The organism is Pseudoduganella sp. UC29_71 (assembly GCF_042693265.1).
Lineage (GTDB): Bacteria > Pseudomonadota > Gammaproteobacteria > Burkholderiales > Burkholderiaceae_D > Rugamonas.
The window spans coordinates 5374270-5396516 of record NZ_CP170549.1 but is presented as its reverse complement, the minus strand read 5'-3'; the positions used below and the strand labels follow the sequence as shown (position 1 = coordinate 5396516).

The following is a 22247-nucleotide window of genomic DNA, read 5'->3' as shown; positions in this document are numbered from 1 at the left end:
CGGGTTAGCGCTGCAAGCGTGTAACCCGCCATGCTGACCCGCCCCTGACCCGCTAATTTCCCCTAGTTCCTCGCCCGCCCGCGATATACTGTGTATATATACAGTATCGAGGCATGCAATGGAACTCACCGACAAGCTTGAAATCCTGGCCGACGCCGCGAAATACGACGCCTCCTGCGCCAGCAGCGGCGCGCCCAAGCGTCACTCCATCGGCAAGGACGGCCTGGGCGCGAGCACCGGCATGGGCATCTGCCACAGCTACACGCCGGACGGCCGCTGCGTCTCGCTGCTGAAAATCCTGCTCACCAACTTCTGCATCTACGACTGCCAGTACTGCGTGAACCGGCGCACCTCCAACGTGCCGCGCGCCCGCTTCACGGTGCAGGAAGTGGTCAAGCTCACGGTCGATTTTTACCTGCGCAACTACATCGACGGCCTGTTCCTCAGCAGCGGCATCATCCAGTCCGCCGACTACACCATGGAACAGCTGGTGGCCATCGCCCGCGAGCTGCGCGAAACCCACCAGTTCCGCGGCTACATCCACCTGAAAACCATCCCCGACGCCGACCCCGCGCTGATCGCCGCGGCTGGCCGCCATGCCGACCGGCTCAGCGTCAACATCGAACTGCCGTCGCAAGCCAGCATCGCCCGCCTGGCGCCGGAAAAGAACGTGCACACCATCAAGCTGGCCATGGGCGCCATCCGCCTGCGGCTGGACGAGAAGGCCGAAGAGCCGAAAGCGCCCGCCTTCGCGCCGGCCGGCCAGAGCACGCAAATGATCGTCGGCGCCGACGCCAGCGACGACAAGCACATCCTCGGCACCGCCGAAACACTGTACGGCAGCTACAAGCTCAAGCGCGTGTACTACTCCGCCTTCAGCCCCATCCCGGACAGTCCGAAAAGCGTGCCGCTGGCGCCGCCGCCCATGCAGCGCGAGCACCGCCTGTACCAGGCCGACTTCCTGCTGCGCAGCTACGGCTTCCAGGTCAGCGAGCTGCTGCCCGGCGAGGGGACGCAGCCGGTCAACCTGGCGCTCGACATCGACCCCAAGCTGGCCTGGGCGCTGGCCAACCGCCAGCATTTCCCGATGGACCTGAACCGCGCCGACCTCGGCATGATCGCGCGCGTGCCCGGCATCGGCCTGCGCAACGCGCAGCGCATCGTTGACCTGCGCCGCCTGCGGCGGGTGCGCTACGCCGACCTGTCGCGCCTGCGCTGCAGCATGAAAAAGATCGCGCCTTTCATCATCGTGGCCGACTATGCGCCCGCGAGCGACACCACGCCGTCCGAGACCCTGCGCCGCGCCATGGCCGACGCGCCGCAGCAGATGAATTTGTGGCCGGAGCTGCAGGCCGCGTAATGGGCGGCCGCACGCAGCCCATTGCCGTGGCCGGCTTTGACGAGTGGCGCGCGGCGGCGCGCGAACTGATCGTGCGCCGCGTACCGCCCGAATCCGTACAATGGACCTCACCAGGAGGCGGCGGCGACTTGTTCGGCGCCCAGCCCGGCCCGGCTCCCGAGCCCGGTACTGCCGAGCAGCCCGCTGCGCCGCAGACAACGCGCGCAGCCGAAGGCGTGGCCGCCGCCTCGGTTCCCGCAGCGTCCACGCCGCCCGCGCCCTTCGGTTTGCGCGTGCCGCGCGCGCTGATGGAGCTGCTGCAAACTGCGGCCTGCTACCGCGCCGGCGACCGCTGGTCCTTCCTCTACAAAGTCCTGTGGCGCTGGCAGCAAGGCCAACAGGAGGTCATGTCGATGGCAGACGAAGACGGCAACCGCTTGCAAACCATGGCCCGCGCCGTGCGGCGCGAAGAGCACGACATGCACGCCTACCTGCGCTTCCGCGAGCGTCCCGCCGGAGAGGGCGCGCCGCGCTTCGTAGCCTGGTTCGAACCCGCGCACGACGTGCTGCCGCAAGTGGCGCAGCACTTTGCCGCGCGCATGGGCCGCGCCACCTGGCTCATCGCCACGCCGGAGGCCACCGTGCTGTGGGATGGCGCCGCGCTGCATTTCACCGGTCCGCTGGCGCGCGGCGCCGCCGACATCGAGGACGCCGGCGAGGCGCTGTGGCTCACCTACTACCGCAGCATCTTCAACCCGGCGCGCCTGAACCCGGACGTGATGCACAGCCACGTGCGTACGCGCTTCTGGAAGAACATGCCGGAGGCGGCGCTGGTGCCTGACATGGTGTCGCAAGCGGCCGCCGGCGCGCGCCGCGTCGGCCAGGCCAGCGCGGTGGGCCGCCGCAGCGGCACCACCATCCCGATCGCGCCGGAGAAAGCCCAGCCCGAGCGCCAGCAGCCGCACACGCTGGACGAATGCCGGCGCTGCGAGCTGTGGGAGCGCGCCACGCAAGCGGTGCCCGGCGAGGGCGCGAAAAAGGCGCGCATCATGCTGGTCGGCGAGCAGCCCGGCGACCAGGAAGACCTGCAAGGCCACCCCTTCGTCGGTCCCGCCGGCGCGCTGCTCGACCGCGCGCTCGCGCAGGCCGGCGTGGACCGCAGCACGGTCTACGTCACCAACGCCGTCAAGCACTTCAAATGGGAACCGCGCGGCAAGCGCCGCCTGCACAAGACGCCCGCGCAGAAAGAGATCCTGGCCTGCCACTACTGGCTGGAAGGCGAGCTGGAGCAGGTCGGCCCGCGCGTGGTGGTCGCGCTCGGCAGCACCGCGCTGAAAGCCGTCCTCGAAGACAGCCACGCCGCGCTGAAAGACTACATGGACCAGCCGGTGCAACACGCCGGCCGCTGGGTCGTCGCCACCTACCACCCGGCCTACGTGCTGCGCGTCCCTGGCGCCGACGAAAAAGCCCGCGCCCTCGCCGCCATGGTCGAGGCGCTGCGCGCCGCAGCGAAAATCGCATATGAATAGCCGATAAGCTTCGTTTTCTTCATGAAGGGAGCGGCATAGACTGGGCGCATATTCAACGCAAGGACCAGTCCCATGTCTGCCGTTCTCAGTCCCGTTCAAACTTTCGATATCAAGGTGTTCGATGCCCCGCTCGGCGCGGAAGTGACGGACCTGGATCTGTCGCAGCCGCTCGGCAACCGCGACTTCCAGCGCCTGCACCGCGCCCACCTGGACCATCATGTGCTCGTGTTCCGCGACCAGCGCATCACGCCGCAGCAGCAGGTGGCGTTCAGCCGCCGCTTCGGCCCCTTGCAGATCCACGTGCTGCGCAACTTCCAGCTGGCCGAGGCGCCCGAGGTGCTGGTCATTTCCAACATCATCGAAAACGGCCAGCCCACCGGCCTGGGCGACGCCGGCCACTTCTGGCACTCCGACCTGTCGTACAAGGAAAAGCCCAGCCTGGGCTCCATGCTGCACGCGCAGGAGCTGCCGGAAGAGGGCGGCGACACGCTGTTCGCCAATATGCACCTGGCCTACGACACGCTGCCGGTGGCCTTGCGCCGCGCCGTGCAGGGCTTGCGCGCGGAGCACAGCTACCTGGCGCAGTATGAGGAACTGCGCCGCCGCAATCCCTTCCGTCCGCCGCTGACGCAAGCGCAGCTCGACGAAGTGCAGCCCGTGCTGCAGCCGGTGGTGCGCGTGCATCCCGAGACCGGCCGCCGTGCGCTGTTCGTCAGCGAGCATTTCACCACCCGCATCCAGGGCCTCCCCGAAGACGAGAGCAAGGCGCTGCTGGCGGAACTGTTTGCGCACAGCGTCAAGCCGGAGCACATCTACCGCCACCAGTGGCGCCCGCACGACATGGTGTTCTGGGACAACCGCTCGCTGATGCACCTGGCGGCCGGCTGTCCGGCGCATATGCGCCGCAAGCTGTACCGCACCACCATCGAGGGCGACGTCCCGTTCTGAACACCATCCGGAGCATGCATGAGCAAACTGAAATTCATCGCCGCCGCCATTGCGGCAGCCACCCTGGGCCTGAGCACGCCGGCGCAGGCCGAAGGCCGCATCCGCATCGCCGAGCAGTACGGCGTCACCTACCTGCTGCTGAACATCGCGCAGGACCAGAAGCTGATCGAGAAGCACGGCAAGCAGCAGGGGCTGGACATCACCGTTGAACGCACCCAGCTGTCGGGCGGCGCCGCGATCAACGACGCGCTGCTGTCGGGCAGCATCGATATCGCCAGCGCGGGAGTCGGCCCGCTGCTGACGATATGGGACCGCACCCACGGCAGGCAGAACGTGCGCGGCGTGGCGTCGCTGGGCAACTTCCCCTACTACCTGGTCAGCAACAACCCCAAGGTGAAGAGCATCGCCGACTTCACCGAGAAGGACCGCATCGGCCTGCCGGCGGCGGGCGTGTCGGTGCAGTCGCGCATCTTGCAGATGGCGGTGGCCAAGCAGTGGGGCGACAAGGAGTTCAACCGGCTGGACAAGCTGACCCAAACGCTGCCGCATCCGGACGCGGCGGCGGCCGTGATCGCCGGCGGCACGGAGATCAACGCGCACTTCGGCAATTCGCCCTACCAGGAACAGGAGCTGGCGCAGAATCCGAACGCGCGCATCGTGCTCAATTCGTATGACGTGCTGGGCGGGCCGAGTTCGTCGACGGTGCTGTACGCCACCGAGAAATACCGCAACGAGAACCCCAGGACCTACCGCGCCTTCACGGCCGCGCTGGCGGAAGCGGCACAGTTCGCGACCGCCAATCCCGAGGGCGCGGCGGACGCCTATCTGCGCGTGAGCAAGAGCAAGGTGGACCGCGCGCTGCTGCTGAAGATTATCAAGAACCCGCAGGTGCAGTTCAAGGTGGCGCCGCAGAACACCTATGGCCTGGCGCAGTTCCTGCACCGCGTGGGCGTGCTGAAGAACCAGCCCGCCAGCTGGCGCGACTACTTCTTTGAAGACCCGGCCATCGGCCAGGGCGGATGAGGCGACCATGAGCCAGCCGTCGCCGCAGCATCCGCCGTCCTACCCGCCCTTGCACGCCGTGCCGAAATGGCACACGTTGCCGGACCGCGCGCCGCAACCAGCCGTGCAGCCGCTGTTGCGGGCGGAGGGCGTGAGCCTGGAGTACCGCAGCCGCGCCCACACGGTGCGCGCCACGCATGACGTGAGCTTCGACGTCTATCGCGGCGACCGTTTCGTGCTGCTGGGGCCTTCGGGCTGCGGCAAGTCCTCGCTGCTGAAGGCGGCGGGCGGCTTCCTTGCGCCCAGCGCCGGCAGCATCAGCCTGAACGGCCAGGCGGTGCACGGGCCGGGGCCGGACCGCGTGGCGGTGTTCCAGGAATTCGACCAGCTGCCGCCGTGGAAGACGGTGCGGCAGAACGTCATGTTCCCGCTGCTGGCGTCGAAAAAGCTGAAGCGCAACGAGGCCGAGGAACGGGCCATGCACTGGATCGCCAAGGTGGGCCTGGCCGGCTTCGCGGACGCCTATCCGCACACGCTGTCCGGCGGCATGAAGCAGCGCGTGGCGATTGCGCGCGCGCTCGCGATGCAGCCGGAAGTGCTGCTGATGGACGAACCCTTCGCCGCGCTGGACGCGCTCACCCGGCGCAAGATGCAGGAAGAGCTGGGCCGCCTGTGGGAAGAGGCGCGCTTCACGCTGCTGTTCGTCACGCACTCGATAGAGGAAGCGCTGGTGGTGGGCAACCGCATCCTGCTGCTGTCGCCGCACCCCGGGCGCGTGCGCGCGGAACTGAACAGCCACCAGTTCGGCTTGCACAGCACCGGCAGCCCCGAGTTCCAGGCCGCCGCCAACCGCATCCACCGCCTGTTGTTCGACGAGGATACCCAGCCGGCGCAGAGCCACGCGGCCGCGCCGCCGGACGTTAGCGCTCCGGCCGAGGTGTCGATTTCCGCTGCCGCGATTGCGATTGCCAGCGCAGCGGGCCTGCCCGTGCCCGTGCCTGCCGCATCCTCGGGCTACGGTGCCGTGGATGCCGTCGGCCGGAGGCTCGCACTATGAGCCTGCTGCTGGAACCGCCAATCCGCCAGGAATTCGAATACGCCGCCGCGCCGCCGGCGCCCGCCAGCGTCACGCGCCCGCTGCCGCTGGCGCAGCGCGCCTGGCAGCAGGACTGGCTGCGCAAGGCGCTGATCCTGCTGGCGCTGGCCGCCGGATGGGAAGCCATCGCCCGCTGGCAGAACAATGACCTGCTGCTGCCCACCTTCCTGCAAACCGCGCGCGCCTTCACGGAAGGCATTGCCAGCGGCGAGTTGCTGGAGCGCGTGCGCATCTCGCTCAGCGTACTGCTGCAAGGCTATGTGCTGGGCGTGATCGCCGCCTTCGCGCTCACCGCGCTGGCCGTCACCACCCGCCTCGGGCGCGACCTGCTGGAAACGCTGGTCGCCATGTTCAACCCATTGCCAGCCATCGCGCTACTGCCGCTGGCGCTGCTGTGGTTCGGCCTGGGCAACGGCAGCCTGCTGTTCGTGATCGTGCACGCGGTGCTGTGGCCGCTGGCGCTGGGCGCCTACGCCGGCTTCCAGGGCGTGCCCGAGACGCTGCGCATGGCCGGCCGCAACTACGGCCTGCGCGGCCTGCCGCTGGTGGTGCAGATCCTGGTGCCGGCCGCGCTGCCCGCCATCGTCTCCGGCCTGAAGATAGGCTGGGCCTTTGCCTGGCGCACCCTGATCGCGGCCGAGCTGGTATTCGGCGTCTCGTCCGGCAAGGGCGGGCTGGGCTGGTACATCTTCCAGAACCGCAACGAGCTGTACACCGACAAGGTCTTCGCCGGCCTGGCCGCCGTCATCCTGATCGGCCTGCTGGTCGACAGCCTGGTCTTCCGCACGCTGGAGCGCCTCACTATCCGCCGCTGGGGCATGCAGCGCTGACGCGGCACGGCGTGTGCCAGGTTCTGCTTGAGCAGAAAAATGGTTAAGATGGCTGTCTTGCCAATTCATGAAAGCCATACTCATGCGTCATGCATACGCTTTACTGCTCGCCCTGGGTCTCACTGCCGCCCACGCCGCCGATGCGCCGGAGGAGGCGGCGCTCAAGCACGCCAGGGCGCTGCTGGACAAGGTGCCGCTGGTCGATGGCCATAACGATCTGCCGTGGACCATACGCGAGAACAAGGCCCACCCGATGGACGTAGATGCCTACGACCTGCGCCAGCTGAACGGCCAGCAGACCGATCTGCCGCGCCTGAAGGAAGGCCGCGTGGCGGTGCAGTTCTGGAGCGTGTTCGTGCCGGGCGAGTTGAAGCAGGGCTGGGCGCGCACCCAGCTGGAGCAGATCGACCTGGCCAAGCGCATGATCGCGCGCTATCCCGAGCGCCTGGTGCTGGCCACCCGCAGCACCGACATCGCCAAGGCCCGCAAGGCCGGCAAGATCGCCAGCTTCATCGGCATGGAGGGTGGCCACGTGCTGGAGAACAGCCTGGGCGCGCTGCGCGCCTATTACGACCTGGGCGCGCGCTACATGACGCTGACCCACAACGTGACCCTGGACTGGGCCGACGCCGCGCTCGACCAGCCGCGCCACAACGGCCTGACCAACTTCGGCAAGGAGGTGGTGCGCGAGATGAACCGCCTCGGCATGCTGGTCGACCTGAGCCACACCAGCCCGGACGTGATGCGCCAGGCGCTCGACACCAGCGAAGCGCCCGTCATCTTCTCGCACTCCAGCGCCCGCGCGCTGGTGGACCACCCGCGCAACGTGCCGGACGACGTGCTGGCCCGCATGGCGGCCAACGGCGGCGTGGTGATGGTGACCTTCGTGCCCGCTTTCGTCTCCACCGACTACATGCGCTGGAAGGAGGGCCTGATCGCCCGCACCCGCACCATGGAGCGCGACAGCGCCGCCTACAAAGTGGTGGAAGCGGCCTACATCAAGCAGGCCGGCGCGGCGCCGAAGTCCACGCTGCAGCAGGTGGCCGACCACATCGACCATGTGGCCAAGGTGGCCGGGGTGGACCACGTCGGCCTGGCCGCCGACTTCGACGGCGGCGCCACCACCGAAGGCTTGCAGGATGTGTCGACCTACCCGGCCCTGTTCGCCGAACTGATACAGCGCGGCTGGAAAGATGCCGACCTCGCCAAGTTGGCGGGAGGCAACATTATCCGCGCGCTGGCCAAGGCCGAACAGGTCGCGGCCCGGCTGCAGAAGGAACGCGCGCCCTCGCTGGCCGCGCTGCCGTCAAAATAGTGATTGTTCGGGGTGGTTTGATTCTTGCTAGTAACCCAGTATTGAATCAGAGCATCCCAAGATGGCACCCAAGCGACAATCAGCGCCCCCGGCGCGCAATCTCCGTATCGTAGTGGTCCAGGCGGCCGACGCGGCGCTGCGCGCGCACGCGCTGCACGCAGGCCTGCAAGAGGCCGGCTACGAGATCGTCGCTTCGCTCCCCGCCGACATGCATCTGCCTGAGCAGATCGCCCTGCTGCAACCCGACATGATCATCATCGACGCCGAATCGGACGCGCGCGACGTGCTGGAGCACATCGTCATCGCCACCCGCGACGAGCGCCGCCCCATCGTCATGTTCACCGAGGACGACGCCCCTTCCAGCATGGAAGCGGCCATGGCGGCCGGCGTGTCGGCCTATATCGTGGCGGGGCTGCAGGCCGAGCGCATCAAGCCGGTGCTGAACGTGGCGCTGGCGCGCTTCAGGCAGGAGCAAAAGCTGCTGGCCGAACTGGACGATACGCGCCACAAGCTGGCCGAGCGCAAGGTGATCGACCGCGCCAAGGGACTGCTGATGACGCGCCATGGCATGACGGAAGACGCGGCCTACCAGAAGCTGCGCACCATGGCCATGAACAAGAATTTGAAACTCGCCGAGATCGCCCAGCGCATCCTCGACGTCGAGGACTTACTCGGCTGATTTGGTGCATTGCACCAACTTAGTGCGTTTTTTAGGGGAAAAGAGCAATGACGAAGCATGCGGCACCGGAAAAGCAAATGGTCAGGATAGGGTTCAACCCGCTGACCGACTGCGCCTCCATCGTCATGGCTGCGGTGCTGGGCTTTGATGAAAAATACGGCATCAAGATCGTGCCGAGCAAGGAATCGTCCTGGGCCGGCGTGCGCGACAAGCTGCTGACCGGCGAACTGGACGCCGCGCATTCGCTGTACGGCATGGTGTACGGCACCCAGCTGGGCATAGGCTGGCAAAAGCGCGACATGGCCATCCTGATGAACCTGAACCGCAACGGCCAGGCCATCACCCTGTCGCGCCGCCTGGCCGAGCAGGGCGCGGTGGACGGCGCCACGCTGGCCGCGCTGATGCAGAGCGCGCCGCGCACCTACACCTTCGCGCAGACCTTCCCCACCGGCACGCACGCCATGTGGCTGTACTACTGGATGGCGGCGCACGGCATCGACCCCATGCGCCATGCGCGGGTGATCACGGTGCCGCCGGCGCAGATGGTGTCCAACCTGGGCGCCGGCCATATGGACGGCTTCTGCGCCGGCGAACCATGGGGCCACCGCGCCGTGATGGACGGCATCGGCATCACCGCCGCCACCAGCCAGCAGATCTGGCCCGAGCACCCGGAAAAGGTGCTGGCCGCGTCGGCCGAATTCGCCCGCACGCATCCGAACACCTGCCGCGCGATGATCGCCGCCGTGCTCGAGGCCGGGCGCTGGATAGACGAAAGCGCCGCCAACCGCATGGCCATGGCCGAGATCATCTCCGCCGTGCCCTATGTGAACACCAGCAAGGACGTGATCTGCCAGCGCATCCTGGGCCACTACCAGGACGGCCTGGGCAAGAGCTGGGAAGACCCGCACCCGCTGCGCTTCCACCACGAAGGCGCGGTCAATTTCCCTTACCTGTCGGACGGCATGTGGTTCATGACCCAGCAACGGCGCTGGGGCTTGCTCAAGGCCGATCCCGACTACCTGGCCGTGGCCAGCGCAGTACACCAGATAAAGCTATACCGCGAAGCAGCGGAAATGACGGAGACACCCGTGCCGCAAGGCGTCCTGCGCAGCTCCACACTGATGGATGGCAAACAGTGGAATGGCAGCGACCCGGAACGCTATGCGGCGTCCTTCAGCATCAGGCAGTAACGAGGCGACAACCCCACCACCAAGAGGGTGCAGATGGCACATTACGGATCGGCCGCACTGGCCACCAGGAACGAAGCGCCCGCGCTGTCGGGCGAAGTATTTGGCGCATTGATCAACCTTTCCGGCCGGCGGCGCTTCACGTCGCAGCGCCTGGTGCTGTACGCCGTGCTGGCGGGGCAGGGCCAGGAAAACGCGGCGGCCACCGCGCGCGAGGCGCTGGCGCTGTTCCGCGGCGCGCACCACGCGCTGGTGGAAGGCTCGGACACGGTGCCGGGCATCTTCTGCCCGGAACTGGAAGACATCTATTTCGGCCGCCCGGGCGGCGACCGCCAGATCCGCGACTTCATGGAACTGGCCGACCGCACCCTGCAGGCCTGCGAAAGCGAATCGCGCAACGCCGCCGCGCTGCTGGCGCAACTGGTGGAAATGACCACGCCGGTGCTGGCGCTGCTCAACCAGATCACCGCCATCTATGAAGAGCAGTCCAAGAAGCACGCGCTGCTGATGAAAAAGCAGCTGCGCGGCGTGATCACGGAAATCGAGACCATCGCCAAGCAGGCCAAGATGGTGGCCTTCAACGCGCGCATCGTGGCGGCGCGGGCCGGCTTCGCCGGGCGCGAGTTCGCCGTGGTGGCCGGCGTGCTGTCCAATATCACCGGCGAAATCGACGACATGGTGAAAACGGCGCTCAACGCCGCCAACGCATAAGGGAGCAGTCATGAGCAAAGCAGGCAAAGTCACCCTGGTGGGCGCCGGTCCCGGCGACCCGGACCTGTTGACCGTCAAGGCCGCCAAGGCCATTGCCGCGGCCGACGTGCTGCTGGTGGACGACCTGGTGAACCCGGACATCCTGGCCTGCGCCTCGCCGCAGGCACGCGTGATCCAGGTGGGCAAGCGCGGCGGCTGCCAGTCCACGCCGCAGGAATTCATTGAACGGCTGATGATCGCCGAAGCGCGCGCCGGCCACAGCGTGGTGCGCCTGAAGGGCGGCGACCCCTACCTGTTCGGGCGCGGCGGCGAGGAGCGCGCGCAGCTGCTGGCGCACGGTATACAAGTGGACGTGGTGCCCGGCATCAGCAGCGGCCTGGCCGCACCGTCCAGCATCGGCATTCCGCTCACGCACCGTGCATGGAGCCAGGGCGCGGTCTTCGTCACCGGCCATGGCAAGGATGCCGAGTCCGAGCCGAACTGGCCGGCGCTGGCGCAAAGCGGGCTGACCCTGGTGATCTACATGGGCGTGGCGCGCTGCGCCACCATCCAGGCCGGCCTGCTGGCCGGCGGCGCCGGCGCGGACACGCCGGTGGCCGTGGTGCAGTCGGCCACGCGCGAGGCGCAGCGCCAGCTGATCACCACCTTGGGCGAACTGCCGCAGGCGCTGGCGGCCAGCGGGCTGGGCAGCCCCAGCATCATCGTGGTGGGCGACGTGGTGCGCTGCGCCGATGCATGGGGTGCCCACGACGGTGCACCAACGCTGTGCGCTGTTGCACCGCAATATGCCACCGGCACCGTGAATTAGTTCAGAGCAGTAACAAAACCGGGCCGCTGCCCCGGTAAGCCGCCCCTGTTCGATCTGGCACGCCTCTTGCAAAGGATAAGGACAGGATCAATGGCGATCCCCCAAACAAATGCGCTGGTCTAACGACGGACTGGCAGGACAACGGCGTCCGCCCAGCTTGATGTTAGATCAAGGCTGCGCGGACGCTTTTTTGTTTTCTAGACGGGATAAAAAAATGGCCAGCAAAGCTACCAGCATCAAGCTCTTCACGATCTCCACGCCGCCGATGCGCGCCTTCCACCTGACGTGGATGGCCTTCTTCATCTGCTTCTTCGCCTGGTTCGCCTGCGCGCCGCTGATGCCGGTGATTAAAGGAGAGTTCGGCCTGACGATGGCGCAGATCGCCAACATCAACATCGCCGCCGTCGCCATCACCATCGTCGTGCGCCTGATCATCGGCCCGCTGTGCGACCATTTCGGCCCGCGCAAGGCCTACACCGGCCTGCTGCTGCTGGGCGCCATCCCCGTGCTGGGCGTGGCCGCCGCGCAGAGCTACGAAAGCTTTTTATTTTTCCGCTTGCTGATCGGCGCGGTGGGCGCCAGCTTCGTCATCACCCAGTACCACACCTCGGTGATGTTCGCCCCTAACGTGGTGGGCACCGCCAACGCGGCTGCGGCAGGCTGGGGCAACGCCGGCGGCGGCGCCGCGCAAGCGCTGATGCCGCTGCTGATGGCCGCCCTGGTCATGATGGGCGTGGGCGAGAAGTTCGGCTGGCGCGCCGCGCTGGTGGTGCCGGGCGTGCTGATGCTGATCATGGCCGTGGTCTACTACAAATTCACGCAGGACTGCCCGCAGGGTAACTACAGCGAGCTGCGCGCCGCCGGCATCGTTATTGAAGGCGGCAAGAAAGGTGGCTGGGACAGCTTCAAGCTGGCCGCCTCCAACTACCGCGTATGGCTGCTGTTCGTCACCTACGGCGCCTGCTTCGGCGTGGAGATCTTCATCCACAACATCGCCGCCGTCTACTACACCGACCACTTCAAGCTGTCGCTGGGCCAGGCCGGCATGGCCGCCGGCAGCTTCGGCCTGCTGGCGCTGTTCGCCCGCGCCCTGGGCGGCTGGATCTCGGACAAGGCCGCGCTGCGCGGCAACCTGAACAGCCGCGTCACCCTGCTGTTCATCATGATGATAGGCGAAGGCGTGGGCCTGCTGTGGTTCGCCCACGCCGACAGCGTCGCCTTCGCGGTGATCGCCATGCTGGTGTTCGGCCTGTTCACCCACATGGCCTGCGGCGCCACCTACGCGCTGGTGCCCTTCGTCGACAAGCGCGCCCTGGGCGGCGTGGCCGGCATCATCGGCGCGGGCGGCAATGTCGGCGCGGTGGCGGCGGGCTTCCTCATGAAGGGCATGGGCGGCAACGTACAGCAAACCCTGAGCATCCTCGGCATGCTGGTCGCCGCCTCGGCAGTGTGCGCCATCGCGGCGCGCTTCAGCCCCGCCGCGCAAGAAGAGTCGGCCCTGGCCGCAGCTTAAGAATTTAGGAGCATAGCAATGAACATCATCGTCATCGGCCACGGCATGGTAGGCCACAAATTCCTCGAAAGCCTGGCCACGCACGGCGGCAACACCAAGCTGAACGTGACCATCCTGTGCGAAGAACCGCGCCCGGCCTACGACCGCGTGCACCTGTCCGAATTCTTCGCTGGCAAAAGCGCCGCAGACCTGTCGCTGGTGAAGCCCGGCTTCTTCGAGCGCGACGACATGGTGCTGCGCCTGAACGCCCGCGCCACCGCCATCGATCCGGCCGGCAAGACCGTCACCACCAACGACGGCGAGGTGCTCGGCTACGACAAGCTGGTGATCGCCACCGGCTCCTTCCCCTTCGTGCCACCGCTGCCGGGCAAGGACCGCAAGGACTGCTTCGTCTACCGCACCATCGAAGACCTGGAAGCCATGCTCGAATGCGGCAAGCGTTCCAGGACCGGCGTGGTGATCGGCGGCGGCCTGCTGGGCCTGGAGTGCGCCAAGGCGCTGCGCGACATGAACCTGGACACCCACGTGGTGGAGTTCTCGCCGCGCCTGATGGCGGTGCAGGTCGATGACGGCGGCGCGCGCGTGCTGCGCTCCAAGATCGAAGCGCTGGGCGTGACCGTGCACACGGCGAAAAACACCACCGCCATCGTCGACGGCGTGGACGGCACCCACCGCATGGAATTCGCCGACGGCTCCCACCTGGACGCCGACATGATCGTGTTCTCGGCAGGCATCCGCCCGCGCGATATGCTGGCCAAGGAAAGCGGCCTGGAAGTCGGCCCGCGCGGCGGCATCGTCATCGACAACAACTGCATGACCTCGGACCGCGACATCTACGCCATCGGCGAGTGCGCGCTGTGGGGCGGCATGATCTACGGCCTGGTGGCGCCCGGCTACGAAATGGCGCGCGTGGCGGCCAAGCACCTGCTGGGCGAAGCGGCCGAATTCAACGGCGCCGACATGAGCACCAAGCTCAAACTGATGGGCGTGGACGTGGCCTCCATCGGCGACCCGCACGGCAAGGAAGAGGGCAGCCGCGTGTACCAGTTCATGGACGAGCGCAAGCAGATCTACAAGAAGATCGTGGTGTCGAGCTGCGGCCGCTACCTGCTGGGCGGCGTGATGGTGGGCGACGCCAGCGAATACGGCACCCTGCTGCAAATGATGCTCAACAAGATCGAGCTGCCCGAGTCGCCCGAGTTCCTGATCCTGCCTCAGTCGGACGGCAAGGCCAAGCCCGGCCTGGGCGTGGACGCGCTGCCCGACAGCGCCCAGATCTGCTCCTGCAACGACGTCTCGAAAGGCGCCATCTGCGCCGCCGTCGGCGACGGCGCCACCAGCATCGGCGCGCTCAAGTCCTGCACCAAGGCCGGCACCGCCTGCGGCGGCTGCGTGCCCCTGGTGACGCAGGTGATGAAGGCCGAAATGAAAAAGCTCGGCATGGACGTCAACAACCACGTCTGCGAACACTTCGCCTACTCGCGCCAGGAGCTGTACCACCTGATCCGCGTCGGCCAGATCCGCACCTTCGACGCGCTGCTGGCGCAGCACGGCAAGGGCCTCGGCTGCGACGTGTGCAAGCCGCTGGCGGCCAGCATCCTGGCCTCCTGCTGGAACGACTTCGTGCTGAAGAAGGAACACGCCAGCCTGCAGGACACCAACGACTACTTCCTCGGCAATATCCAGAAGGACGGCACTTATTCCGTGGTGCCGCGCATGCCGGGCGGCGAAGTCACGGCGGACGGCCTGATCGCCGTCGGCACCGTGGCCAAGAAATACGGCCTGTACACCAAGATCACCGGCGGCCAGCGTGTCGACCTGTTCGGCGCCCGCGTCGAGCAGCTGCCGCTGATCTGGGAAGAACTGATTGCTGCCGGCTTCGAAACCGGCCACGCCTACGGCAAGTCGCTGCGCACGGTGAAGTCCTGCGTCGGCTCCACCTGGTGCCGCTACGGCGTGGACGACAGCGTCGGCCTGGCCATCGAGCTGGAAAACCGCTACAAGGGCCTGCGCACGCCGCACAAGATCAAGTTCGGCGTGTCCGGCTGCACCCGCGAGTGCGCCGAAGCGCAGGGCAAGGACGTCGGCATCATCGCCACCGAAAAGGGCTGGAACCTGTACGTGTGCGGCAACGGCGGCATGAAGCCGCGCCACGCCGAGCTGATCGCCTCCGACCTGGACAAGGCCACGCTGGTGCAGTACATCGACCGCTTCCTGATGTTCTACACCCGCACCGCCGACCGCCTGCAGCGCACCAGCACCTGGCGCGACAACCTGGAAGGCGGCCTGGATTACCTGAAGGACGTGGTCATCAACGACAAGCTGAACATCGCCGCCGAGCTGGAAGCGGAGATGCAGAACGTGGTGGACACCTACGAGTGCGAGTGGAAAGTGGCCGTCACCGACCCCGAAACGCGCAAGCGCTTCCGCCACTTCGTCAACAGCGAGCAGGCCGACCCGAACGTCATCTTCATGGAAGAGCGCGGCCAGATCCGCCCGGCCACGCTGGAAGAGCGCAAGGCGGTCGTCATCCCGATCAAAGTAGCTTGAGGAGAAGCACCATGCACCGCGACATCCAAAACGACCGCTGGACCGCCGTCTGCGCGCTGGAAGACATCGTCCCCAACACCGGCGTGTGCGCGCTGCTGCAGGGCGAGCACGTGGCCGTGTTCCACGTCAACGACGGCGAGCAGCGCGTGTTCGCCATCCACAACTACGACCCCAACTCCCAGGCCTCGGTACTCTCGCGCGGCCTGGTGGGCAACCTGGGCGAACGCATCGTGGTCGCCTCGCCGATCTACAAGCACCATTTCGACCTGCAGACCGGAGAATGCCTGGAAGCGCCCGAGCACTCGGTGGCCACCTATCCGGCGCGGATCGACGGCGGCAAAGTCTGGGTGGGTGCGTAATGAAACCCGCACTGGTCGTCATCGGCAACGGCATGGCGGGCATGCGCACCGTCGAAGAGCTGCACAAGCTCGCGCCGGACCTGTACGACATCACCGTGTTCGGCGCCGAGCCATACGGCAATTACAACCGCATCCTGCTGTCGCCCGTGCTGGCGGGCGAAAAGACGGTCGACGACATCATGCTGCACACCCGCGAGTGGTACGAAAAGCACCACATCACGCTGCACGCGGGCGACCCGGTGGTGCACATCGACCGCCGCAAGCGCATCGTGCGCGCCCGGTCCGGCAAGGAAGTGCGCTACGACCGCCTGCTGCTGGCCACCGGCTCCAAGCCCTTCATCATCCCCGTGCCCGGCCACCAGCTGCCCGGCGTGATCGCCTTCCGCGACATCCAGGACGTCGAAACCATGCTCGAAGCGTCGCGCAACCACAAGCACGCCGTCGTCATCGGCGGCGGCCTGCTCGGGCTGGAAGCGGCCAACGGCCTGCTGCGCCAGGGCATGCAAGTGACCGTGGTGCACGTCACCGACGCGCTGATGAACCAGCAGCTCGACAAGCCAGCCGCCCAGCTGCTGCAAAAGGCGCTGGAAAACAAAGGCCTGCAGTTCATGCTCAGCGCCCAGACCGCCGAAATCGTCGGCCCGGACCGCGTGACGGCGGTGCGCTTCAAGGACGGCAGCGAAATCCCGGCCGACCTGGTCGTGATGACGGCCGGCGTGCGCCCCAACATCGCGCTGGCGAAAGAAGCCGGGCTGCACTGCGACCGCGCCATCGTGGTCGACGACACCCTGCAAACCTACGACCCGCGCGTCTACGCCGTTGGCGAATGCGTGCAGCACCGCAGCGCCACCTTCGGCCTGGTAGCCCCGATCTGGGAACAGGCCCGCGTGTGCGGCGCCCACCTGGCCGGCGCCGGCCACCGCCGCTACGTGCAGCAAACTTCGCCCACGCGCCTGAAAGTGACCGGCGTGGACCTGTACTCCGTAGGCGACTTCATCGGCGGCGAAGGCAGCGAAGACCTGGTCCTGCGCGACGCCAAGCGCGGCGTCTACAAGCGCCTGGTGCTCAAGAACGGCTGCATCACCGGCGCCGTCCTATACGGCGACGTGCAGGACGGCCCCTGGTACTACGACCTGATCCAGAACCGCACCGACATCACCCCGATACGCCAGCACCTGCTGTTCGGCCAGGCCCTGTGCGCCGCGTAAAAAACTTTGGGGGTCAGGTCCGGCATCGCGCCATAACTTCAGGATATGGCGTGATGCCGGACCTGACCCCGAATAGGAAGAATCATCGTGAACCTGTCTCAAGATAATCTGTCGGTGCAAACCACCTGCGCATACTGCGGCGTGGGCTGCGGCGTGAAGGCCACGCCGAACGGTGATGGCACGGTAGCCGTGGCCGGCGACAAGGACCATCCGGCTAACCTGGGCAAGCTGTGCGTCAAGGGCTCGGCGCTGGGCGAGACGGTGAGCCTGGATGGCCGCCTGCTGTATCCGCAGGTGCGCGATGAGCGCGGCTCGGCCGCGCTGCGCCGCGTGTCCTGGGACGAGGCGCTGGACAAGGTGGCCGACAAATGGCAGGCCATCATCGCCGAACACGGACCGGATGCCGTGGCGCTGTACGTCTCCGGCCAGCTGCTGACGGAAGACTACTACGCCGCCAACAAGCTGATGAAGGGCTACGTGGGCAGCGCCAACATCGATACCAACTCGCGCCTGTGCATGTCGTCCGCCGTGGCCGGCCACAAGCGCGCCTTCGGCGAGGACCTGGTGCCGGTCTGCTACGAGGACCTGGAGCTGGCCGACATGATCGTGCTGGTGGGCTCGAACATGGCCTGGTGCCATCCCATCCTGTTCCAGCGCATCGCGCGCGAGCGCGCGAAGCGGCCCAACCTGAAGCTGGTGGTGGTCGATCCGCGCCGCACCGCCACCTGCGAACTGGCCGACCTGCACCTGCCGGTCAAGCCGGGCACGGACGTGTGGCTGTTCAACGGCCTGCTGAGCTATCTGTCGCGCATCGGCGCGGTCGATCCGGACTACGTGGCTGCGCACACCAGCGGCTTCGACGCCGCGCTGGCCGCCGCCGAGGTGGATTGCGCCGATCCTGCCGCCGTGGCCAAGGCCTGCAAGATCAGCCTGGCCGCGCTGATGGAGTTCTACGAATCCTTCGCCGCCACCGCCAAGGTCATCACCGCCTTCTCGATGGGCGTGAACCAGTCCTCTGCCGGCACCGACAAGGCCAACAGCATCATCAATTGCCACCTGGTCGGCGGCCGCATCGGCAAGCCGGGCATGGGGCCGTTCTCGATCACCGGCCAGCCGAACGCCATGGGCGGCCGCGAAGTGGGCGGCCTGGCCAATATGCTGGCCGCGCACATGGACCTGGACAACCCCGCCCAGCGCGACGCGGTGCAGACTTTCTGGAACTCGCCGCGCATGGCGGACAAGCCGGGCCTGAAGGCGGTGGACCTGTTCGAGGCCATCGAGTCGGGCCGCGTGAAGGCGGTGTGGATCATGGCCACCAATCCGGTGGTGAGCCTGCCGAATGCGGACCAGGTCAAGCGCGCGCTGGAGAAGTGCGAGCTGGTGGTGGCGTCGGACATCGTGCTGGGCACGGACACCAACACCTATGCCGACGTGCTGCTGCCGGCGCTGGGCTGGGGCGAGAAGGACGGCACGGTCACCAATTCAGAGCGCCGCATCTCGCGCCAGCGTCCCTTCCTGCCGGCGCCCGGCGAGGCGCGCGGCGACTGGTGGATCATCTCCCGGTTCGCGCAGCGCATGGGCTACGCCGGTTTCGATTTCGATGGCGTGCACGAGGTGTTCGACGAGCACGCGCGCCTGAGCGCGTGGCGCAACAGCGCCGACGACCTGCCGCGCGTGTTCAACATCGGCGGCCTGGCCGGCATGGACCGCAGCGCCTTCGACGCCATGTCGCCCATCCAGTGGCCGGTGCTGCAGCATGTCAGCCTGGGCGGCGGCACCGCGCGCCTGTTCGGGGACGGCCGCTATTCGCACCCGGACGGCAAGGCGCGCTTCATCGCCACCGTGCCGCGCCTGCCGGTGCACCAGGTCGACGAGGACTTCCCGCTGTCGCTGAACACCGGCCGCGTGCGCGACCAGTGGCACACCATGACCCGCACCGGCCGCTCGGCCAAGCTGGCCGACCACGTGCCCGAATCCTTCATCGACATGCACCCGCAGGACGCGCTGATCCACGGCGTGCGCGAGGGCGAGCTGGCGCGCGTGACCAGCCAGTGGGGCTCCATGGTGGCGCGCGTGCAGCACGGCGGCGGCATCGCGCGCGGCGGCGTGTTCATTCCCATCCACTGGAGCGGCCAGACCTCGTCGGACGCGCGCGTGGGCGGCGTGGTCAACCCGGTGGTCGATCCGGTGTCGGGCGAGCCGGAGTTCAAGCACACGCCGGTGCGCATCGAGCAGTTCCGCGTGAACTGGCATGCCTTTATCTTGAGCCGCACGGAGCTGGACCTGGACAGCGTGGCGCACTGGACCCGCATCCAGGGCAAGGATTTCGCCCGCTACGAGCTGGCCGGCCGCAACAGCATCGCCGACTTCAGCGACTGGGCGCGCGAGCTGCTGGGCGTGCAGGACCCGGACGCGGACTGGCTGGAATACGCCGACCGCACCGAGGGCATGTACCGCGCGGTGCACGTGGTGGACGACCGCATCGAGCAGTGCATCTTCCTGTCGCCGCGCCTGGACCTGCCGGCGCGCAGCTGGCTGGCCGGCCTGTTCGCCGAGGACCAGCTGGCCGACGCCGACCGCGCCAGCCTGCTGATCGGCCGTCCGCTGAAGAAGGGCGTGGATGTGGGGCCGACCGTGTGCTCCTGCTTCGGCGTGGGCCGCAACACGATCTGCTCGGCGATCCGGGACAAGGACCTGAAGTCGGTGCCGGAAGTGACTGCCTGCCTGAAAGCCGGCGGCAATTGCGGTTCCTGCGTGCCTGAGCTGAAGAAACTGCTGGCGGAGACGCGGCTGGAAATCGCTGCAGACGCGCCGGCGTGACGCCGGGCGCGTGCAGTAACAGATGTGGCAATAGATGTGCCGGTGTGTGGATTTAGAGCCAATGTGTTGTGCGTGATGCTAGCAAATCTGGAAATGTGATAAATTGGCTTATCGCTTAAACGGAGGCCTCTGCACAGAGACTGAAGCCATGCGCCGACCATTAGTCATTGTTCCCGCCTGCACCCGGCATATAGGCTCGCATCCGGACCACGCCGTGCATTCCAAGTACATCGACGCCGTTGTACAGGGGGCCGGCTGCATGCCGCTGATCCTGCCCGCGCTGGGCGCGCAAACCGATTTCGAAACCGTCCTTGCCGCCGCCGACGGCATAATGCTGACCGGCTCGGCCTCCAATTTGCAAGCCATCCTGTATGGCCAGGAAGTCCTCAACCTGGAACTGCCGCAGGACCATGCCCGCGACGCCACCACGCTGCCGCTGATCCGCGCCGCCATCAAGCGCGGCATACCGCTGATGGCCATCTGCCGCGGCTTCCAGGAGCTGAACGTGGCGCTGGGCGGCTCCCTGCACCAGGCGGTGCAGGAAGTGCCCGGCATGATGGACCACCGCGACAGCCCGCAGGACCCGCTGGAAAAACAATACGGCCCGGCGCACCGCGTCCACATCGCGCCGGGCGGCAAACTGGCGCGCATTCTGGACGGCGCCGCCGAGATCATGGTCAATTCCCTGCACGGGCAGGGCGTGGACCGCCTCGCACCCGGCCTGGTGGCGGAAGCCACCGCCGACGACGGGCTGGTGGAAGCCTGCACCGTCGCCACCGCGCCGGGCTTTACGCTGGCGGTGCAGTGGCACCCCGAATGGCAGGCCACTGCCAACCGGGACTCCATGAAAATGTTCCAGGCCTTCGGGCAAGCATGCCGTACCTACCAGGAACGCATTCCGTAGCGCGGGTCAGGCAAAGCCGTAACCCGCCAGCGCGGCCCGCAGCCGGCCGCGCCAGATCAAGACTTTAGAGAGCGTCTCATGGCAATTCGCGAAAACTTCACCTATACCGATATGGATTTGTGGCTCAATGAAAAACGAGTCACCGAAATTGAATGCCTGGTCCCCGATCTGACCGGCGTCGCCCGCGGCAAGATCCTGCCGCGCGGGAAATTCACGCAGGAACGCGGCATGCGCATCCCGGAAGCGGTGCTGGGCATGACCGTGACCGGCAACTACCCGACCGACGACGCGGCCTATGACCGCGCCATCTCGGCCACCGACCGCGACATGATCCTGAAGGCCGACCCCACCACCATCACCATGGTGCCCTGGGCCACCGACCCCACCGCGCAGGTGATCCACGACTGCTATTTCGCCGACGGCGCGCTGGTGGACTTCGCCCCGCGCACCGTGCTGCGGCGCGTGCTCAAGCTGTACGCGGAGCGCGGCTGGAAGCCGGTGGTGGCGCCCGAGCTGGAGTTCTACCTGACCGACAAGAACACCGATCCCGACCTGCCGCTGAAGGCGCCCATCGGCCGCAGCGGCCGCGCCGAAACCAGCCGCCAGATCTACAGCATCGACGCGGTCAACGAGTTCGACCCGCTGTTCGAGGACATCTACGACTACTGCGACCTGATGGGCCTGGACGTGGACACCCTGATCCACGAGATCGGCGCCGGCCAGATGGAGATCAACTTCCTGCACGGCGACCCGCTCGGCCTGGCCGACAAGGTGTTCTTCTTCAAGCGCACCCTGCGCGAGGCCGCACTCAAGCACGACATGTACGCCACCTTCATGGCCAAGCCCATGGCCGGCGAGCCGGGATCGGCCATGCACGTGCACCAGAGCGTGGTGGACGTGAAGAGCGGCCGCAACATCTTCAGCAACGAGGACGGCTCCCCGGCCACCGTGTTCAAGCACTACATCGGCGGCCTGCAGCGCTACATGCCGTCCGCCATGGCCATCGTGGCGCCGTACGTGAATTCCTACCGCCGCCTGGTGCGCCACACGGCCGCGCCGATCAACATCCAGTGGGCGTGGACAACCGCACCGTGGGCTTCCGCGTGCCCGAATCCGGCGTGCAGGACCGCCGCGTGGAGAACCGCATCATCGGCGCGGACGCCAATCCCTACCTGGCGCTGGCCGTCACGCTGGCCTGCGGCTACCTCGGCATGACCGAGCAGCTTGAACCCACGCCCGCCACCACCGGCAGCGCCTACGACATGAAGTACGAGCTGCCGCAAGGCCTGCCGGAGGCGCTGGCCGCGCTGCGCAAGGAGGACAAGCTGCGCGCCGTGCTGGGCGACCGCTTCATCGACGTGTACGCCGCCATCAAGGACGTGGAGCACCAGGAGTTCATGAAGGTCATCAGCCCCTGGGAACGCGAACACCTGCTGCTGCACGTTTAAC

Annotated in this window: 17 protein-coding genes and 1 pseudogene; all 18 read left to right on the top strand. The window is 67.1% G+C overall.

The features are described from left to right. The first annotated feature begins 118 nt into the window (after positions 1–118). The 18 genes and pseudogenes from ACFJI2_RS23965 to ACFJI2_RS23880 all read left to right on the top strand — a co-directional run bounded on the left by ACFJI2_RS23965 (position 119) and on the right by ACFJI2_RS23880 (position 22246). Complete coding sequence (locus ACFJI2_RS23965) at positions 119–1360, top strand: putative DNA modification/repair radical SAM protein (RefSeq protein WP_377702209.1); 1242 nt, start codon at positions 119–121, stop codon at positions 1358–1360. After that, positions 1360–2868 (top strand): UdgX family uracil-DNA binding protein, encoded by a 1509-nt coding sequence (locus ACFJI2_RS23960; RefSeq protein ID WP_377705897.1) that lies wholly within the window; start codon positions 1360–1362, stop codon positions 2866–2868. The genes ACFJI2_RS23965 and ACFJI2_RS23960 overlap by 1 nt, the downstream gene beginning before the upstream one ends. Positions 2869–2940: 72 nt before the next feature. Continuing rightward, positions 2941–3816 carry a TauD/TfdA dioxygenase family protein gene (locus tag ACFJI2_RS23955; protein WP_377702208.1) on the top strand — a complete coding sequence of 292 codons (876 nt, stop codon included), beginning with the start codon at positions 2941–2943 and terminating at the stop codon, positions 3814–3816. An 18-nt stretch (positions 3817–3834) separates the two neighbouring features. Then, the gene (locus ACFJI2_RS23950; protein WP_377702207.1) at positions 3835–4839 is read left to right on the top strand and encodes an ABC transporter substrate-binding protein; all 1005 of its coding nucleotides are present in this window, start codon (positions 3835–3837) and stop codon (positions 4837–4839) included. 7 nt (positions 4840–4846) lie between these two features. Beyond that, positions 4847–5875 carry an ABC transporter ATP-binding protein gene (locus tag ACFJI2_RS23945; protein ID WP_377702206.1) on the top strand — a complete coding sequence of 343 codons (1029 nt, stop codon included), beginning with the start codon at positions 4847–4849 and terminating at the stop codon, positions 5873–5875. After that, complete coding sequence (locus ACFJI2_RS23940) at positions 5872–6744, top strand: ABC transporter permease (RefSeq protein ID WP_377702205.1); 873 nt, start codon at positions 5872–5874, stop codon at positions 6742–6744. Before ACFJI2_RS23945 ends, ACFJI2_RS23940 begins: the two co-directional genes overlap by 4 nt. Positions 6745–6826: 82 nt before the next feature. Further along, positions 6827–8059: a dipeptidase gene (locus tag ACFJI2_RS23935; protein ID WP_377702204.1), complete on the top strand. Its 1233-nt coding sequence runs from the start codon at positions 6827–6829 to the stop codon at positions 8057–8059. Positions 8060–8120: 61 nt separating this feature from the next. After that, a complete protein-coding gene (locus ACFJI2_RS23930) occupies positions 8121–8738 on the top strand; it encodes an ANTAR domain-containing protein (RefSeq protein WP_107873774.1) in 618 nt (205 codons plus the stop codon). Positions 8739–8785: 47 nt separating this feature from the next. After that, positions 8786–9928, top strand: a complete 1143-nt coding sequence (locus ACFJI2_RS23925; RefSeq protein ID WP_107873777.1) for a CmpA/NrtA family ABC transporter substrate-binding protein — start codon at positions 8786–8788, stop codon at positions 9926–9928. Positions 9929–9961: 33 nt separating this feature from the next. Next, the gene (locus ACFJI2_RS23920; RefSeq protein WP_107980445.1) at positions 9962–10636 is read left to right on the top strand and encodes a methyl-accepting chemotaxis protein; all 675 of its coding nucleotides are present in this window, start codon (positions 9962–9964) and stop codon (positions 10634–10636) included. A 10-nt stretch (positions 10637–10646) separates the two neighbouring features. Next, positions 10647–11444 carry a uroporphyrinogen-III C-methyltransferase gene (cobA, locus tag ACFJI2_RS23915; protein ID WP_377702203.1) on the top strand — a complete coding sequence of 266 codons (798 nt, stop codon included), beginning with the start codon at positions 10647–10649 and terminating at the stop codon, positions 11442–11444. 214 nt (positions 11445–11658) lie between these two features. Further along, a complete protein-coding gene (locus tag ACFJI2_RS23910; RefSeq protein WP_107873786.1) occupies positions 11659–12957 on the top strand; it encodes an MFS transporter in 1299 nt (432 codons plus the stop codon). 18 nt (positions 12958–12975) lie between these two features. Then, positions 12976–15507: a nitrite reductase large subunit NirB gene (gene nirB, locus ACFJI2_RS23905; protein WP_377702202.1), complete on the top strand. Its 2532-nt coding sequence runs from the start codon at positions 12976–12978 to the stop codon at positions 15505–15507. An 11-nt stretch (positions 15508–15518) separates the two neighbouring features. Then, positions 15519–15866 carry a nitrite reductase small subunit NirD gene (nirD, locus tag ACFJI2_RS23900; RefSeq protein ID WP_107873792.1) on the top strand — a complete coding sequence of 116 codons (348 nt, stop codon included), beginning with the start codon at positions 15519–15521 and terminating at the stop codon, positions 15864–15866. Next, positions 15866–17074, top strand: coding sequence for an NAD(P)/FAD-dependent oxidoreductase (locus ACFJI2_RS23895; RefSeq protein WP_377702201.1), 1209 nt, complete (start codon positions 15866–15868; stop codon positions 17072–17074). Before nirD ends, ACFJI2_RS23895 begins: the two co-directional genes overlap by 1 nt. A gap of 87 nt (positions 17075–17161) precedes the next feature. Further along, positions 17162–19894, top strand: a complete 2733-nt coding sequence (locus ACFJI2_RS23890; RefSeq protein WP_377702200.1) for a molybdopterin-dependent oxidoreductase — start codon at positions 17162–17164, stop codon at positions 19892–19894. Positions 19895–20042: 148 nt separating this feature from the next. Then, positions 20043–20798: a gamma-glutamyl-gamma-aminobutyrate hydrolase family protein gene (locus tag ACFJI2_RS23885; RefSeq protein WP_377702199.1), complete on the top strand. Its 756-nt coding sequence runs from the start codon at positions 20043–20045 to the stop codon at positions 20796–20798. A 78-nt stretch (positions 20799–20876) separates the two neighbouring features. Further along, positions 20877–22246, top strand: a pseudogene (locus ACFJI2_RS23880) (glutamine synthetase family protein). The last annotated feature ends 1 nt before the right edge of the window (position 22247 follow it).

Coding starts and splice junctions, on each gene's coding strand:
- nirD (WP_107873792.1), top strand. CDS start 15,519: ATGCACCGCGACATCCAAAACGACCGCTGGACCGCCGTCTGCGCGCTG.
- ACFJI2_RS23910 (WP_107873786.1), top strand. CDS start 11,659: ATGGCCAGCAAAGCTACCAGCATCAAGCTCTTCACGATCTCCACGCCG.
- ACFJI2_RS23925 (WP_107873777.1), top strand. CDS start 8,786: ATGACGAAGCATGCGGCACCGGAAAAGCAAATGGTCAGGATAGGGTTC.
- cobA (WP_377702203.1), top strand. CDS start 10,647: ATGAGCAAAGCAGGCAAAGTCACCCTGGTGGGCGCCGGTCCCGGCGAC.
- ACFJI2_RS23920 (WP_107980445.1), top strand. CDS start 9,962: ATGGCACATTACGGATCGGCCGCACTGGCCACCAGGAACGAAGCGCCC.
- ACFJI2_RS23940 (WP_377702205.1), top strand. CDS start 5,872: ATGAGCCTGCTGCTGGAACCGCCAATCCGCCAGGAATTCGAATACGCC.
- ACFJI2_RS23885 (WP_377702199.1), top strand. CDS start 20,043: ATGCGCCGACCATTAGTCATTGTTCCCGCCTGCACCCGGCATATAGGC.
- ACFJI2_RS23945 (WP_377702206.1), top strand. CDS start 4,847: ATGAGCCAGCCGTCGCCGCAGCATCCGCCGTCCTACCCGCCCTTGCAC.
- nirB (WP_377702202.1), top strand. CDS start 12,976: ATGAACATCATCGTCATCGGCCACGGCATGGTAGGCCACAAATTCCTC.
- ACFJI2_RS23950 (WP_377702207.1), top strand. CDS start 3,835: ATGAGCAAACTGAAATTCATCGCCGCCGCCATTGCGGCAGCCACCCTG.
- ACFJI2_RS23935 (WP_377702204.1), top strand. CDS start 6,827: ATGCGTCATGCATACGCTTTACTGCTCGCCCTGGGTCTCACTGCCGCC.
- ACFJI2_RS23930 (WP_107873774.1), top strand. CDS start 8,121: ATGGCACCCAAGCGACAATCAGCGCCCCCGGCGCGCAATCTCCGTATC.
- ACFJI2_RS23895 (WP_377702201.1), top strand. CDS start 15,866: ATGAAACCCGCACTGGTCGTCATCGGCAACGGCATGGCGGGCATGCGC.
- ACFJI2_RS23955 (WP_377702208.1), top strand. CDS start 2,941: ATGTCTGCCGTTCTCAGTCCCGTTCAAACTTTCGATATCAAGGTGTTC.
- ACFJI2_RS23960 (WP_377705897.1), top strand. CDS start 1,360: ATGGGCGGCCGCACGCAGCCCATTGCCGTGGCCGGCTTTGACGAGTGG.
- ACFJI2_RS23965 (WP_377702209.1), top strand. CDS start 119: ATGGAACTCACCGACAAGCTTGAAATCCTGGCCGACGCCGCGAAATAC.